This is a genomic window from Faecalibacterium sp. OF03-6AC (assembly GCF_003478175.1).
Taxonomy (GTDB): Bacteria; Bacillota; Clostridia; order Oscillospirales; family Ruminococcaceae; genus Faecalibacterium; species Faecalibacterium taiwanense.
On the sequence record NZ_QUEN01000004.1, the window covers coordinates 212656 to 228516 of the forward strand.

14 protein-coding genes and 3 tRNA genes are annotated in these 15861 nt (G+C 57.2%); 10 read left to right on the forward strand and 7 right to left on the reverse strand.

Annotation, left to right across the window (positions count from 1 at the left end):
- Positions 1-16 precede the first annotated feature (16 nt).
- The 4 genes from DXA66_RS06630 (at position 17) to DXA66_RS06645 (ending at position 4720) form a co-directional block, all read left to right on the forward strand.
- Positions 17-622: an AAA family ATPase gene (locus DXA66_RS06630; RefSeq protein ID WP_005943500.1), complete on the forward strand. Its 606-nt coding sequence runs from the start codon at positions 17-19 to the stop codon at positions 620-622.
- A 279-nt stretch (positions 623-901) separates the two neighbouring features.
- A complete protein-coding gene (locus tag DXA66_RS06635; protein WP_118527711.1) occupies positions 902-2296 on the forward strand; it encodes an MATE family efflux transporter in 1395 nt (464 codons plus the stop codon).
- A gap of 44 nt (positions 2297-2340) precedes the next feature.
- A complete protein-coding gene (locus tag DXA66_RS06640) occupies positions 2341-3048 on the forward strand; it encodes an HdeD family acid-resistance protein (protein WP_005943498.1) in 708 nt (235 codons plus the stop codon).
- A gap of 265 nt (positions 3049-3313) precedes the next feature.
- Positions 3314-4720, forward strand: a complete 1407-nt coding sequence (locus DXA66_RS06645; RefSeq protein ID WP_118527713.1) for an NAD(P)/FAD-dependent oxidoreductase — start codon at positions 3314-3316, stop codon at positions 4718-4720.
- 380 nt (positions 4721-5100) lie between these two features.
- On the opposite strand, the gene DXA66_RS06650 is transcribed toward DXA66_RS06645, so the two are convergent.
- The 4 genes from DXA66_RS06650 to DXA66_RS06665 all read right to left on the reverse strand — a co-directional run bounded on the left by DXA66_RS06650 (position 5101) and on the right by DXA66_RS06665 (position 8725).
- A complete protein-coding gene (locus DXA66_RS06650; protein WP_005943496.1) occupies positions 5101-5577 on the reverse strand; it encodes a peptidylprolyl isomerase in 477 nt (158 codons plus the stop codon).
- Between the two features lie 128 nt (positions 5578-5705).
- The gene (locus DXA66_RS06655; protein WP_118527715.1) at positions 5706-6509 is read right to left on the reverse strand and encodes a TIGR03915 family putative DNA repair protein; all 804 of its coding nucleotides are present in this window, start codon (positions 6507-6509) and stop codon (positions 5706-5708) included.
- Positions 6488-7846, reverse strand: coding sequence for a putative DNA modification/repair radical SAM protein (locus tag DXA66_RS06660; RefSeq protein WP_118527717.1), 1359 nt, complete (start codon positions 7844-7846; stop codon positions 6488-6490). The genes DXA66_RS06655 and DXA66_RS06660 overlap by 22 nt, the downstream gene beginning before the upstream one ends.
- 246 nt (positions 7847-8092) lie before the next feature.
- Entirely contained in the window at positions 8093-8725 is a 633-nt protein-coding gene (locus DXA66_RS06665; protein ID WP_005943491.1) for a LexA family transcriptional regulator, read from the reverse strand.
- Between the two features lie 221 nt (positions 8726-8946).
- Between DXA66_RS06665 and DXA66_RS06670 the strand changes: the two genes are divergently transcribed.
- The 3 genes from DXA66_RS06670 (at position 8947) to DXA66_RS06680 (ending at position 10179) form a co-directional block, all read left to right on the forward strand.
- Positions 8947-9034, forward strand: a tRNA-Ser gene (locus DXA66_RS06670).
- A 34-nt stretch (positions 9035-9068) separates the two neighbouring features.
- Positions 9069-9162: transfer RNA gene (locus DXA66_RS06675), tRNA-Ser, on the forward strand.
- Positions 9163-9249: 87 nt separating this feature from the next.
- Entirely contained in the window at positions 9250-10179 is a 930-nt protein-coding gene (locus DXA66_RS06680) for an AEC family transporter (protein ID WP_097774648.1), read from the forward strand.
- 47 nt (positions 10180-10226) lie between these two features.
- On the opposite strand, the gene DXA66_RS06685 is transcribed toward DXA66_RS06680, so the two are convergent.
- On the reverse strand, positions 10227-10982 hold the full coding sequence (locus DXA66_RS06685) for a TraX family protein (protein ID WP_118527719.1): 756 nt from the start codon (positions 10980-10982) through the stop codon (positions 10227-10229).
- A gap of 252 nt (positions 10983-11234) precedes the next feature.
- Between DXA66_RS06685 and DXA66_RS06690 the strand changes: the two genes are divergently transcribed.
- A complete protein-coding gene (locus tag DXA66_RS06690; protein ID WP_005943485.1) occupies positions 11235-12116 on the forward strand; it encodes a LysR family transcriptional regulator in 882 nt (293 codons plus the stop codon).
- Between the two features lie 152 nt (positions 12117-12268).
- Positions 12269-13849, forward strand: coding sequence for a lipase (locus tag DXA66_RS06695; RefSeq protein WP_118527721.1), 1581 nt, complete (start codon positions 12269-12271; stop codon positions 13847-13849).
- Positions 13850-14114: 265 nt separating this feature from the next.
- Here the strand turns inward: DXA66_RS06695 and DXA66_RS06700 are convergent, their stop codons facing one another.
- The gene (locus DXA66_RS06700) at positions 14115-14498 is read right to left on the reverse strand and encodes a hypothetical protein (RefSeq protein ID WP_097776957.1); all 384 of its coding nucleotides are present in this window, start codon (positions 14496-14498) and stop codon (positions 14115-14117) included.
- Between the two features lie 484 nt (positions 14499-14982).
- Positions 14983-15058, reverse strand: a tRNA-Val gene (locus DXA66_RS06705).
- A gap of 232 nt (positions 15059-15290) precedes the next feature.
- On the opposite strand from DXA66_RS06705, the gene ruvC reads away from it, so the two are divergent.
- Positions 15291-15803, forward strand: coding sequence for a crossover junction endodeoxyribonuclease RuvC (gene ruvC, locus DXA66_RS06710; RefSeq protein ID WP_005943476.1), 513 nt, complete (start codon positions 15291-15293; stop codon positions 15801-15803).
- The last annotated feature ends 58 nt before the right edge of the window (positions 15804-15861 follow it).

Consider the following 15861-nt stretch of genomic DNA (forward strand, 5'->3'; position numbering starts at 1 on the left):
ATAGGAGGAACACATTATGGCAAAGACGATCATCACTTTGGGACGTGAATACTGCACGGGCGGCCGCTACATCGCTGAAGATGTGGCAAATGCGCTGGGCATCAAGCTTTACGACAAAGAGCTGATCACCATGGCAGCAAAGCACTCCGGTCTTTCGGAAGAAGCTGTTGCCGCCAGTGAAAAACGGCATACTCACAGCCTGCTGTACAGTCTGTACACCATGGGCAATGAGCTGCCGCTGGGCGATCAGGTGTTCATTCTTCAGAGCCGCATCATCAAGCAGCTGGCCGAGGAAGGCCCCTGCGTGATCCTGGGCCGCTGCGGCGACTATGTGCTGCGTGAGCGCAAGGATGTGCTGCGCGTGTTCGTGTACGCCCCCAAGGAGTGGCGGCTGGAATACGCAAAGATCAATCCTCTGGTCAAGGCCAAGGACGAAAAGGGCATCAAGGACGAGGTGGAAAAGACCGACCGCAACCGTTCTGCCTACTACAACTACTACACCCAGAACCGCTGGGGTGATGCCCACAACTATGATCTGGCCATCAACGCTGCTCTGGGCCGCGAGACCTGCGTGAAGATGATCCTGGACGCAGCCGCCGCCAAGGAGAAGAACCTTGGCTGACCGCCCGGGCACTTCAAAATAAAACAGCGATGATTCGTGGGTAGGGTGCTCCGGCACCCTGCCCACGTTTCGGGCAACGGCGACTGTTTTACTCCTTCAGTCACGGCTCCCGCCGTGCCAGCTCCCTCGGAGAGGGAGCCTTTGGCAGTATAATGAAGTTTCTGATTTTGCCAATGCCTCCCTCATTGAGGGAGGTGGCATCGCGCAGCGCTGACGGAAGGAGTTATTCGGCAGCGGCCTTGCCATATCACCTGAATCCCAATGTCAAAAGGAGCAAACGTGGAAACAAAGCAACCCCAAACCTCTCCCGCCCAAACGCGGGAAAACATTATGGGCACCATGGAGATCAACCCTCTGCTGGTCAAGCTGAGCGTGCCCATGATGATCTCCATGCTGGTGCAGGCGCTTTACAACGTGGTGGACTCGGTGTTCGTGTCCCATGTGAGTGAAAGCGCCCTCACCGCTGTGTCCCTCGCCTTCTCGCTGCAGAATGTGATGATCGCTGTGGGCGTGGGCACCGGCGTAGGCGTGAACGCCATGCTGTCCAAAAGTCTGGGCGAAAAGAACCAGAGCCGCGCCAATGCCACGGCGAAAAACGGCATCTTTCTTTCGCTGTGCAGCTTCGTGGTGTTCCTCGTCATTGGCCTTACCTGCATGAAGCCCTATTTCTATGCACAGACCAGTGATGCGGCGATTGCGCAGCAGGGCATCCAGTATCTTTCGGTGTGCTGCATCTTCAGTCTGGGCCTTTTCACCCAGACCATGGGCGAAAAGCTGCTGGCCGCTACCGGCCGCACCTACCTGAGCATGATCAGCCAGCTGGTGGGTGCAGTGGTGAACATCATTCTGGACCCCATTTTCATCTTTGGCTACTGCGGTGAGGCCCTCAGTGGTACCACCGGCGCAGCTGTGGCAACGGTCATCGGCCAGTTCTGCGGCGCAGGCATGACCCTGTTCTTCAACCTGAACAGGAACCCAGATATCCAGATCAGCTTCAAGGGCTTCCGCCCCAGTGCCAAGGCCATTGGCCGCATCTACACGGTGGGCCTGCCCAGCATTGCCATGCAGTGCGTGGGCAGCCTGATGACCTTTGGCATGAACCTGATCCTCATGAGCTTCTCGGCCACGGCGGTGGCGGTGTTCGGTGTGTACTTCAAGCTGCAGAGCTTCGTGTTCATGCCCATCTTTGGCTTGAACAACGGCATGGTGCCCATCATCAGCTACAACTACGGTGCCCGCAGACCGAACCGCGTGAAAAAAACCATCAAGCTGGCAGTCTGCTATGCCGAGTGCATCATGCTCATTGGTTTCTGCATCTTCCAGTTCGCGCCGGATAAGGTGCTGGGCATCTTTGCGGCCAGTGATGCCATGCTGGCCATTGGCATCCCGGCCATGCGCATCATCTGCCTGCATTTCCTGCTGGCGGGTGCCAGCATCGTGCTCAGCTCGGTGTTTCAGGCACTGGGCAACGGTGTGTTCAGCCTGATCGTTTCGGTCTGCCGTCAGCTGTTCGTGCTGCTGCCGGCCGCATGGCTGCTGGCACAGACCGGCAATGTCAACAATGTCTGGTGGGCCTTCCTCATCGCTGAGATCATCAGTGTCCTGCTGAGCCTTGGCTTCTACGCCCGCATCAACAAAAACATCATTGCCCCCATGTATTCCCCTGCCGAATGAGGGCGTGAAAAACTGTCCCTGCAAAGGAAAGGAACGTGATCTCTATGGTAAAAAAGCTCAAATGGAATCTGGTGCTCATGAGTGCGCTGTATCTGGGTCTGGGCGTTTTTCTGCTCATGAAGCCCACCACGGCCCTGAACATCGTGTGCTATGCGCTGGGCGCTGTGGTGCTGGCCTGCGCGGCGGTGCAGCTCATCCGCTATTTTGTGGTGGAACGCGGTGTGTTCCAGAGCCAGCTCACCCTGATCTCCGGCATCATCTGTCTGGCATTGGGTGCGTTCCTGATCCTGCGCAGCGACATCGTGGTGAGTATCCTGCCCATCGTGTTCGGCCTGTTCGTGATCTTTGACAGCATCAGTCGTGTGCAGAACGCACTGGACCTGCGCCGCTGCGGCTATTCCAGCTGGAAGAGCTTTCTGCTGCTGCCGGTGCTCAGCGTGGTGCTGGGCGTTATCATGATCCTGAACCCCTTCGGCACCATGGAAACGCTGGTCATGGCCATTGGCATCATCCTGATCGTGGAGGGTTCCATCAACCTGCTCAGCGCCCTGTACACGGTGCTGGCCGTGCGCCGTTTTGCCAAACTGCACCCGGAGACCCAGTCCATGCTGGAGTCCCTGACCGGTGAAGACCTGAACGGTGACGGCGTAGTCGCCCCGGATGTGACCCGCACCGATGCCGAGGCCAGCGCCGTGGAACTGGATGAGGTGGACGAGAGCGCCACTGTGGAACAGGAGAACGAGAAAGATTAACGGGCTTGCCCTCTCAGTCTCGCTCTGCTCGCCAGCTCCCCCAAAGTGGGAGCCCTTGGCAGTCCACGCAAGGTTCATCTCTTTGCCAAGGCCTCTCCCTTTGAGGAAAGACTTCCCCCGCGCCGGGGGAAGATGTCGCGTAGCGACAAAAGGGGGAGTGTGGAACGGCGTAAGCCGTGACGGAGAGGGCGAGGCCGTCAGTCTTATCATGCAAGCTTGAGCCAAGCTTGAGCAAATAAAAATCATATAAAGGATAAAAGAGAAAATGGAAAAGTATGATCTGATCATTGTCGGTGCCGGTCCGGCTGGCATTTTTACCGCTGTAGAGCTGCTGCGCCACGGCAGCAAAAAGAAGATGCTGCTGGTGGAAAAGGGCAAGCCCGTGGAAAAGCGCCACTGCCCCAAAGCCGAAGTGGGCCACTGCGTCAACTGCCGCCCCACCTGCGCCATCACCACCGGCTTTTCCGGTGCAGGTGCCTTCTCGGATGGCAAGCTGAGCCTCTCCTATGAGGTGGGCGGCGACCTGCCCACCCTGATCGGAGAGGAGTTTGCACAGGAGCTTATCGACTACACCGACAAGATCTATCTTGAGTTCGGCGCAGACCCCCATGTGGAGGGCATCTACACCGGCGAGGAGATCAAGGAGATCCGAAAGAACGCCATCCATGCCGGCCTGAAGCTGGTGGACTGCCCGATCCGCCATCTAGGCACAGAGAAGGCGCAGCAGCTGTATCTGGCCATCCAGAACTATCTGGCCGACAACGGCGTGGAGATGCTGTTCAATACCGAGTGCGAGAACATCATTCTTGAGAACGAGGAGTGCAAGGGCGTGCTGCTGAAGGACGGCGATCAGGTCCGGCCTGTGTATGCGGATACCGTGGTCATTGGCACCGGCCGCCGCGGTGCAGACTGGCTGGAAAAGATCTGCGCCGAGCACCACATTGCCCACAAGCCCGGCACCGTGGACATCGGTGTGCGCGTGGAGTGCCGCAACGAGGTCATGGAAAAGGTGAACAAGGTGCTGTATGAGTCCAAGCTCATCGGCTACCCCAAGCCCTGGAAGAACAAGGTGCGCACCTTCTGCCAGAACCCCGGCGGCTTTGTGGCACAGGAGAACTACGACAACGACCTTGCCGTGGTCAACGGCCACAGCTTCAAGGAGAAAAAGAGCGAGAACACCAACCTTGCGATTCTGGTCTCCCATAACTTTACCGAGCCCTTCAACCAGCCCATCGCCTACGCCCAGAAGGTGGGCGAGCTGACCAACATGCTGGGCGCAGGCCACATCATGGTGCAGCGCTACGGCGACATCCTGGACGGCAAGCGCACCTGGCAGAAGGAGCTGGCCCAGTCCAACGTGAAGCCCACCCTGAAGGATGCCGTGGCAGGCGACATTACCGCTGCCATGCCCTACCGCGCCATGACCAACATCATTGAGTTCATCAAGATGCTGGATATGGTGGTGCCCGGCTTTGCCGCCAACGAGACCCTGCTGTACAGCCCGGAGCTGAAGTTCTACTCCAACAAGGTGAAGATGGACGAGAACCTTGACACCAACATCAAGGGCCTGCACTGTCTGGGCGACTCCTCCGGCTGGACCCGCGGCCTGATGATGGCTTCGGTCATGGGCGTGCTCATGGGCCGCAAGCTGGCCGAAAAAGAAGGCTGCTAAAAAACGGCAGCATCGTAAATATAAATAAAAGAAAAGCGACAGTGTGTCAAAATTGCACGCTGTCGCTTTTTGTGCTATACTGTCTCTGCGGCCCTTCTCCATGTCCCCCAAGCGCGGAAAGGAGGTGGCACCCATGAATGGATTCGTCACATTCATTCAGACTGTCGGAGCACAAGTAGTAGCCTACTATCTGTGCAAGTGGCTTGACAGTTTGATCGGCAAGGGCAGTAAGCACTAAAAAGAGCCCCTCGGTAGTGCTAGTACCGGGGGGCTTTGTTTTTTGCGTGGCATCCACGTTCAGGCTTCGTCACATTGCCTAGCTCTATTATATGCAGCTACGCGCAAAAGTCAAGAGAAGCAAGGTGGATTTTTGAGGAGGATCAGCCCTCAATGAGCTCCACAGTCTTCATCTTGACCGGGGTGGTGGGCTTATCGTTCCAGTCGGTGCGGACAGCTGCGATCTTATCCACAACATCCATGCCTGCAACCACCTTGCCAAAGGCAGCGTACTGGCCGTCCAGATGAGGTGCATCCTGATGCATGATGAAGAACTGGCTGCCTGCGCTGTTGGGGTTCATGGCGCGTGCCATGCTGATCACGCCGCGGGTGTGCTTGAGCGGATTGTTCACGCCGTTTGCAGCAAACTCGCCCTTGATGTTCCAGCCGGGGCCGCCGGTGCCGTTGCCCAGCGGGCAGCCGCCCTGGATCATAAAGCCGGGGATCACGCGGTGGAAGGTCAGGCCGTTGTAAAAGCCCTCGCTGACCAGCTTCTTGAAATTCTCACAGGTGATAGGAGCGGCTTCTTCGTTCAGCTCGATATCGATGATGCCGCCGTCTTCCATAGTAATGCGAACCATAACGCTACAATACTCCTTTTGTGTTGCCCCGCAGCAGTGCGGGAGTGTTCGGCAGAAGGCCTGCCGGATATCTCTTATAGTATACCATAGGTTTTGGGGGTTGCAACGCCGCAGATGCAACGTTTTTGTTAAAATTCATCTTTCATCTCCACCATATCGGCCCAAAAGCGCTTGGGGCAGTGGGTCATGCGGCATTTTTCGTTGTGACGGGCCTTGATCTCCAGCGTCTGGTAGAACTGCTTCCACAATGCCTGAAACTGCTGCTCCCGCTCGCTGGGCGGTGGCAGCTTCAGCGGCGCGGCCAGCTCCAGCAGCCGGGCCTTGTGGTCCTCCTGCAGCAGCACAGCCTGATGCACCGCATCGTAGATCATAAAGTTCTCTTCCGGGAAGCGCCCGCAAAAGTGGGGCCGCAGCAGCGGCAGGATGTAGTTTTTGGGGTGGATGACGGCGCCCAGCATCCCGTCGTGCTCCTCGAAGCGGACGAAGCCCTGAAACTTGTCCACTTCCCAGTCAAGGCTTTTCTTCATCTCATACAGCGGGGCCACGTCCGGGTGGCCGGTGTGCTTCACGGTGCCGGGGCCGAGGGCGAAGGCCAGATGCAGAAAGCGGATGAGCAGCAGCTCTTTGTCCTCCCGCCCGGAGAGGAAATCCCGGCTGACGAGATACTCTGTCTCGGGGCCAAGCTTTCTGCCAAAGCTGGCAAACACCCGCTGAGCCTTGGCGTGGTCGGTGGGGATGTCCTTGACCGGGTACAGGGTGGAAGTTTCCCGCTGGGGCGTCCACACCGCAAAGGGAATCTCGTGCTGGGCAAAGCTCTCGAACACGCAGCACAGAAAGCCTTCAAAGCTGCTGTCGTAGAGGTACACCACATCCGCATCGTGGAGCCTGCGGGCTTTCTGAACTTGAACATTTACAGCGCCTTCGCCAGACATTGCACCGCCTCCTCCCGCACCATGCGCATGGCTGCGCGCGGTGCCACGCCCTGCGTGATCAGATCGTCCACCGCAGGCGGCGTGAACAGACTGAGCTGTTCGCAGCTGCCGCCGAACACGTTGGGGTCGATGAGCGCCTGCGTGATGCGCTCCCGCCCGGCGGTGCCGCGGCCCGGGTGCGCACCCGCAAAACCCTTGCAGGTGATGAAATACTGTGCCCGCTTGAGCACCACGCCCATGCGCTTCAGCTCGTCCAGCCCAAGGCTGGAAAGCTTGCGCGCGTGCCAGATGCGCCGGGCGCTTTTGGGGCCGATGCCCGGCACACGCAGCAGCATTTCAAAGGGCGCGCGGTTCACATCTACCGGAAAAAGCCCGTAGTGCTGCACGGCCCAGTTGCATTTTGGGTCGAGGTAGGGATTGAAGCTCTGGTTGGCTTCATCCAGAATTTCGTCTGCCTTGAACTGGTAAAACCGCAGCAGCCAGTCAGCCTGATACAGCCGGTGCTCCCGCAAAAGCGGGGGTTTGGTGTCCAGCGCAGGCAGGCGGGTGTCCTCGGCTACCGGGATGTAGGCGGAGTAGAACACCCGTTTCAGACTGTACTTCTGGTACATGCCCTCAGTGAGCTTTAAAATGTGGTAGTCCGTCTCCGGCGAAGCGCCCACGATCATCTGGGTGCTCTGCCCGGCGGGTGCAAACTTTGGCGCATGGCGGTAGACGGTCAGCTCCTGTTTGCTCTGCGCGCCGGAAACTGCGATCTGCTTCATGGGCCGGAAAATGGAGTGCCGCCCTTTGTCCGGGGCCAGCAGGTTCAGGCTCTGCTCACTGGGCAGCTCCACATTCACGCTCAGGCGGTCGGCCAGATATCCCAGCTGCTGCAGCAGTTCCGGGCTTGTGCCGGGGATGGCCTTGGCGTGGATGTAGCCCCCAAAGCGGTATTCGTCCCGCAGCAGCCGCAGGGCGGCCAGCATCCGTTCGGTGGTGTAGTCCGGCGTGCCCAGCACCGCGCTGGAAAGGAACAACCCTTCAATGTAGTTGCGGCGGTAAAACTCCACCGTCAGCTCGGCCAGCTCCCGGGGCGTGAAGGTGGCGCGGGGGATATCGTTGGACTTGCGGTTGACGCAATAGCTGCAGTCGAAGGCACAGCAGTTGGTCATGAGCACCTTTAAAAGGCTTACACAGCGGCCGTCGGCGGTAAAGGCGTGGCAGCAGCCCGGCGCATAGCAGCTGCCAAGAATGCCTGCCCGCGCGGTGCGGGATGCGCCGCTGGAGGTGCAGGCAACATCATATTTGGCGCTGTCGGCCAGAATGGTAAGCTTGTCCATCAGGGTCTGTTCCATGCAGAATACACCTCCAAAGTGGGAAAAAGGGTCAAAAAATAAAGCCATGCGCAAAATGCAGATGGCTTTTATGGCTTCACGGTTAGCGTCCTCGCCCTCTCAGTCTCACTTTGTTCGACAGCTCTCCCAAAGGGAGAGCCCTTGGCAAAACCAGAAACTTTGCTGTACTGCCAAAGCCTCTCCCTTTGGGAGAGGTGGCACTGCATCAGCAGTGACGGAGAGGGCGAGCCCGCTTCCCTTATAAAATTACCATTTTGCCTTAGTCTCCACCACGCGGCCGGCGATGTGCAGATGGTTCAGGTCCTCGCCCTTGATGACCATTTCGCTGTAGGCCGGGTTGAAGGGCTGCAGCACCACGCAGTTGCCGCGCTGGATATAGCGTTTCAAGGTGCCCTCGCCCTCATCGCCGTAGATCAGCACGCCAAGGTCGCCGTTTTCCAGTGTGTCCTGCTTGTGCACAAGGGCAAGGTCGCCGTCCTGAATGCGGGGCTCCATGCTGTCGCCGCGCACCACCAGATAAAAATAGTTGGAGGGGTCCTTCACACGGGCATACTCCTGACCGTAGTCCTCCTCAAAGGCGAGGGCGCCGTAACCGGCCTTTACCGTGCCGATCACCGGGATCAGGCTTTCAGAATAGCTGCCAAAGAACCGCTCTTCCGGGGCGGAAACATTGCTTACCGGGCGGTACAGGCCCAGCAGATAATCTGCTGTGGTGTTCAAAAGCTCGGCAATGCGGGCCACGGTAGACGGATCGGGAGAGGACTTGCCGCTTTCCCATTTGCCGACAGCCTGCTGTGTCACGCCCAGTTTGGAAGCCAGCTCAGCCTGGCTGATGCCCTGCTTTTTGCGGCACTGCTTCAAAAGTTCTGAAAACGACATGGTATATTTCTCCTTTACACCGCGAGGAAATTTTCTTGTGTTTATTATACAACAAAAAGGTGTACTTGTAAAGACCTGAAACAGGCCGAGACCCAAAAAGGTTGTGGTAAATTTTGTTTTTAAGGGCTGAAAGAAAAAAATTGCGCCAAAGGCTTGACACCGGCGTGCAAATCTGGTAAATTAAATAGGCATTCGACACGGCGTAAGGCGGATGTCCACAAGGAGAGATGTCCGAGTGGTTTAAGGAAGCAGTCTTGAAAACTGCCGTACGGCAACGTACCGTGGGTTCGAATCCCACTCTCTCCGCCATTTTTTATTGAATAAGTGTAACACACTTTGCTCTGGAGTAGTACTCAAGAGGTCGAAGAGGCGCCCCTGCTAAGGGCGTAGGTCGTCTAAACAACGGCGCGAGGGTTCAAATCCCTCCTACTCCGCCAAGAAAAAGCTCGTTGATTCGTTGAAATCAATGGGCTTTTTCCTTTGTAAAGGAAAAATGCGGCTTGCGGAACAAAAAGGAGGAACCAATGGCGTTTGGCGTTTTGGCGGGTCAGATTACGGTGATCTTTCTGGAAGTGCTGCTGGGCTATGTAGGTGCACGCAGCGGCATTATCAAGGATCGTGACAGCAAGTTTTTGTCGGATTTTATCATGAAGCTTCTGCTGCCCTGTACCATGCTGGCTGGTGCAGCCGTGGACGGTGAGCCGGAGCTGCTCACTCAGGCAGGGGTGCTGTTCGTGCTGCTGCTGGCACTGTTTGTGGTGACCACCGGCCTGTGCCGGTTGAGCAGTTGGCTGCACCACGACACGCCGGGCAAGTATGCGGTGCTGGTGGGCACGGCGGCTATGCCCAACTGCGGCTTCATCGGCCTGCCGCTGTGCAGCGCCCTGCTGGGCACCGCGCGCGGCACTGTGTTTGCAGGCATGGCCATGGCCTCTTATAATGTATGGTTCTTTACCTATGTGGTGTGCCTGTTCCGCCCCGGCGAGAAGATCCGGCTCAAGACCTTCATCACCCCCACCAACATTGCCACAGTGGCTATGCTGGTGCTGCTGGCCACCGGCTGGCGGCTGCCCGCACCGGTGCAGCAGTTCTGCAGTGCGGTGGGCGGCTGCACCACCCCGCTGGCCCTTATGATCGTAGGTGTGCTGCTGGCAGACAGCGACATCCGTGCGCTGCTGCACACCGGTTTCCTGTACCGGGTCACCCTGCTGCGCGGCATCCTGTTCCCGCTGCTGTTCATGCTGCTGCTGTGGCTGCTGCCGCTGGACAATGTGCTGCGCACCGGCCTTTCCATCATTGCATGCTGCCCGGCCGGCAGCCTTGCCGCTGTGCTGGCCAAGCAGACCGGCACCGAGGCGACCCTTGCCAGTCAGGCGGTGGCCCACTCCACCGTGTGTATGCTGGTCACAGTGCCTGCCATGCTGCTGCTGACGGGCGTTATGTTCCCGATGTGAGAAGCTGTAAAAAAGCCCGCTGTCTTTGGACGGCGGGCTTTCTGCTGTTATAGCATAAGGTTCGTGATACCTGCTAGCACCAGCAGGTGCACCGGGTAGAACCAGTAAAAGGCTTTTTTCTGCAGCGGACTGCACGCGCCGCGCTGCCCGTTGTAGAACCAGACCAGCACAAAGGCCAGCGGCGCGGTCAGCTCGAACAAAAATAGCAGCGCACCTGCAAGGCACTGCCGCTTGCGGTCTGCGCGGGTCAGGTACAGGGTGCAGATGATGAGCACGCCGATGGCGTGGTAGTCGGTGTTGGCAGCCAGCGCCAGCGCGGCGCAGCCGCCCGCCCACACAAGCCCCTGCCAGCCGGGCAGGCCGATTTCCTTTTCAAAGCGCTTGAGCCCTGCCATAGCCAGCACGCCCAGCGCCAGCGTCCAGTAAACATTCTGGTGCTGCGGGGCGAACGGTGTGCGGAAAAAGGCAAGGTCAAAAGGCACCTCGCTGACAAGCCCGAACAGCAGAAGCCGCCGGACGTATTTTTTTACATCGTGGGTGTGCAGAAAGCCCTCCACGGCCAGAAAGCAGAAGATGGGAAAGGCCAGCCGCCCGATATACCGCAGCACACGGTCTGCAGCCAGCAGGGTGCTGACCGGGATGCCGCCGCAGCTGGCAGCACCGGCGGCGAGGGCCGGCAGCAGGATACCGGTTTCGATGCAGGAAGCGCCGATGTGATCAATGAGCATGGTGATGCAGGCGATGTATTTGAGCGCTGTGCCGCTGAGTCCACAGCGGACAGGGGCTTTGGCAGTCTTGGTCATAAGGAATCCCTCACTTGATAAAAAATCTACTTTTTGTGCTTTTTTAATGATACGGCGCAGGCTGGCAGGCTCCTGCGTCATCTTTGACAAAATACGCTGGAAAGGCGCATAAATCGGGCAAAAATGCTTGACAGAGAAGGCGCGGGATAGTACAATCAAGAAGATAATTGAACTATCTCAAATGAAAGATGAAAAAGATTCACAGAGAATCGGGCGTCTCCGAACCAGTAAAAACGGAAGGAGGCTTTGGGCATGACGCTTTTTTCCTACGAGATCTTTGATGCCGTGGCCCGGCAGGGCAGCTTCAACAAGGCGGCACAGCAGCTGCACCTGACCCCATCGGCCATCAGTCACGCCATTGCCGTAATGGAGGAGGAGCTGGGATTTGCTCTGTTCAACCGCGGCAAGAACGGCGTATCCATGACCAGCTACGGCGCATCCCTGTACCCCTCTATTCGCGATGTGCTCAACAGCGACGAGGCCCTCAAGCAGAGCATCGCCCGCCTGAACGGCCTGGAAAAGGGCAAGGTGAAGCTGGGCGTATTCAACTCGGTGTGTGCTTCGCTGCTGCCGGGCCTGCTCAAAAGCTTTATGACCCACTACCCGCAGATCGAGATCGAGGTGTATCAGGGCACCTACGACGATGTGAAGGAATGGCTGCGAACCGGTCAGGTGGATATCGCGTTCCTTTCCTCTACCTGCCGTGAAGAGTTCAACCTCACCGAGCTGTTCCGCGAGCCGCTGCTGTGCATCGTGCCGCAGGACTGGCCCGAACCGGAAAACGGCGTGATGACTCCCGCCCTGATGAACGGCCAAAGCTTCGTTGTGCAGTGCGATGCCACCGATGCTGAAATGCGCCAGTTCCTGAAAAAATATAAGATCGGCACCGAGCGCCGCTGCCATGTCATCGACGACCAGTCCAACATCGCCATGGTGGAAGCAGGTCTGGGCATTTCCATCATGCCGCAGATGCTGCTGCGCGACTGCAAGGCTGCGATCAAGATCTATCCCATCGAGCCAGAGGAAGACCGTGTGGTGGGCCTGGCTGTGCAGCGCCCCGCCGCAATGGCCCCGGCAGTGGAACAGATGTTCCACCACATCGTGGACTACTGCAGACAGATCGAGCTGAGGTGAGCCAGACCCCTTTATACTATACCATAAAACAGTCTGTGTGTGGAGCATGGGCTGTTTTTTATTAAAAAAGAGCGATTGTATCAGCGTGCAAAATCCGCTATACTTAGAAAAACAGACTGGTTTTATGCAGAAGCCTTGATTGGAGCAGAAAGATGAAGACCATAAAACGACGTGCCTTTTGCAAGGCGGCAGCAGCTGCCGTGGCAGGCGTGCTGGCCCCGCACGCGGCGGCAGAGGCTTTGCTGCCGCAGGCCGCACAGGCTGTGGTGGGCAGCGCGGTGCCGGAGGATTACTACTCCTTTGCCTTCCGCAGCGACCACAGCGAAACAGATCTCTCCCACGATTTTTATTATACAGATGCCTTTTTTGAGAACACGGCGCTGCAGTACAGCCACAGGCTGGCACTGGCAACGCTGGGCCTTGTGGCGGCAAGCGGCAGCACCTACCAGAGCGATGCGCTTTACTGGGTGGAGGGGGAAGCGGGCCGTGAGGACAGCATTGCGGATGCCTACCAGAAGCTTGGCTTTGCCAATGCGGTCTATGTGGGCTACCAGTGCAGTCTGAACACCCCGGTGGATACTGCGGGCTGTGCTTTTGCGCAGAAAACACTGGTACAGGATGGCCAGCGCACCACCATTATTGCTGCCATGCTGCGCGGTGTCGGCTATGGTGCCGAGTGGGCCAGCAACCTGCATGTGGGCGAAGGCGGCGGGCACTATGGCTTTGTGACAGCAGCAGAGCATTTTTTTGAGGATCTGCAGGACTACCTGAAAAAAGCCGAGGCTGCAGCGGGAACGCTGGGCACCATCAAGCTCTGGCTGGGCGGCTACAGCCGCGGCGCGGCTGTGGCAAACCTGACGGCGGCGCGCATCCGGCAGCAGCTGCCGCAGATCGCGCAGGAAAATACCTTTGTTTACACCTTTGCCGCACCGGCGGCACTGACGGCAGCGGACCGCCCGGATCTGCAGGCGGACTACGACAACGACCACACTGCAGACGGCGGACTGAAAACGGATTGGGATGTAAGCAATATCTTCAACATCATTTCCAGCGGCGACATCGTGGCCCGCGTGATGCCGGAAGAGTGGGGCTACCACCGCAACGGAAACGACCGCTTTCTGCCCTCCACGGCGTACCAGAACGAGCTGGATGATCTGAGCATCATCGAGAGCCGGATGGGCGGCGTGCCGCTGCGGTTCGACCAGCTGGCCACAAAGGAAGATGTGGATTCGGTGGTCGCGGCGGCTCTGGCGTTCTGCAAAAGCGCTGCAAATTACCACGAAAAATATGAAGCTGCCTTTATGGATATGCTGCAGTGTGCCTTTACCCTCTCGGAGAAAGAGGCAGCCGAGGGCGTGATCCTGGACGATGAAGCTGTGACGGAACGGCTGCGCAGCATGGAGAACATCCGCAAAATGTCGTGGACGAAGGTGCTGCGCTGCGTGATGACGGCTTCGGCCATGAGCAGACCCATTCTGGAGCAGGTGGGGGCCATCGTGCCGCTGCGGGCGCAGCAGGTGGTGGTGCCGGTGCTGGCGGTGGGTCTGTGCTACGAGGTGGAGAGCGATGTGCTGAAGCTGCTGGTGTACTACATCCTCAGCCTGATGAGCGTGAACAGCCCGGCAGACAGCGTTCTGCGTGCGGCATTCTGCCACTACCCGGAAAACTACATCACCCTGATGGAATATTACGACCCCGCCGAGCATGGCATGGAAGCCTATACCCGAAAATAAAATCTCCGGAAATAAAAAAGAGGGACTGTTGCAAAATAAAAATGCGATAGCAATTTGCACAAAGAGATAGCGCAAAAATCAGAAACCCGGAACCCTTTTTGAGCCATTTTGGCCCTGAGAAGGTTCCGGGTTTTTATAATTTTCCGGCGCAAGACCGGGCTGCCACTCAAACGCCCCGCTGGGGCGTTCGTTGCTTCGCAAACGCGGTCTTGTTGGGGCGTGCGGAGCCACAAACCCTGCTTCTTACTATTTGGAAATTACATGATTATGCACCACTGGGTCCACGAGAACTGACGCTCATCGGAGGCATAGAACTATAAAAAGATTGGCCGTTCACAGTGTTTTGAGTCAACCCAATCAAATCGATCAACTGGCTCTCGTTATAGCGCTCTTGACAGTTATCCAGCACAGCGCATTGGCAGCTATATACACCACTATCGTTAGAGACAACTCCCCACCATTCAAGGTCTGCCAAAAGTTTTCCAATCTTCTTGCGGTCAAAGCGTATTTCTTTTTCCAAAAGGGACGAGCAAATTTGTGGAGCAGACATCGGTTTTTGCTTTAATAGGAGAGCTAATGCTAATTCCTGTCCATGCAAACGGTGAAGCAAAAGACCTCTGCGAACCCAAATGTTCGATGCTTTTTTCATAGCAAATGCCTCCTTTTTTAGATAGCTCGTTCACTTAAAATACGATTGATGTCCATTTGAAATTGCGCTCATTCACAATTGTTATGTTGACGTGAGTATATCATATTACACAATAAAAGACTACTGTTATATATCAGAACTTGCCCTTTTTCCTGCGTACGTGCGTACCGACCATGTACGGACGTACGCAGCGATTGACCCGAAACGCACAATATAGGGGGATGCAAAACAAAAGGCAGGGCACAGCGCCACGGTGATACCCTGCCTTTGTTTATTGCTGTTCGAGTTCTGTACCGCTCACCACATTCTCAGACCGAATGGTCGGGCGACATCTTTCTTGGTAGACATTCCTAGCCGTTGGGAACCGAGGGCTAAGCAAAGCCGCACTGTGGCTTTGCTTACGGCGCTATGCGCCGCCGCCCTGTTCGAGTCCTGTACCGTCCACCACGAAAAAAGTCCCCAGACCTTTTGGTCTGGGGACTCGTGGTGGACGGTACAGGACTCGAACCTGTGACCTCCTGCACGTCAAGCAGATGCTCTACCAGCTGAGCTAACCGTCCATATTCTGTTTTGCCGAAATCAGCTTGATTATATTACCATACCTTCTGCCAAAAAGCAAGTGCTTTTTCAAAAATTGTAAAACTTTTTTAAAGGCAGGGGCGCTGACTGCCCTTTTTACGCGCCAGCGCACATTTGGCGGCGGCATGCGAAAGGTTTTCTGTTGCTCACACTGTTTTGTTGTGATATAATAATAAAGTTATAATAGGAATAGTATCGGAAGGTATTTGCAGCATGAGAGTTTTGGGCATCGACCCCGGCTACGCCATCGTGGGCTGGGGCGTGGTGGATTACGCAGGCAACCGGTTTGCGCCGGTGGATTTCGGTGCGGTGTGCACCGACGCGGGCGTGCCGTTCGAGCGCCGTCTGGACGAGGTGTATGCAGGCATCAAAGAGGTGATCGAGCGCACCCGGCCCGAGGTGCTTGCCATCGAAAAGCTGTTCTACCAGCACAATCAGACCACGGTCATCGGCGTGGCAGAAGCCCGCGGCGTGATCCTGCTGGCGGCAGCGCAGGCAGGCCTGCCCATCTACGAGTACACCCCCATGCAGGTAAAGCAGGCTGTTACCGGTTACGGCAAGGCCGTGAAAAAGCAGGTGCAGGAGATGACCCGCGTGCTGCTGCATCTGCCCGCCGTGCCAAAGCCGGACGATACCGCCGATGCGCTGGCAATGGCCATCACCTTCTGCCACACCAACGGCAACCAGCTCAACCGCTTTGTCCGCCGTGTGGCCGGGCCGATCTGACCCTCTCACCGGTTCCGTCCGCCTGCAGCGGCGCGGCACCGGAGTTCTCCCGAAGGGC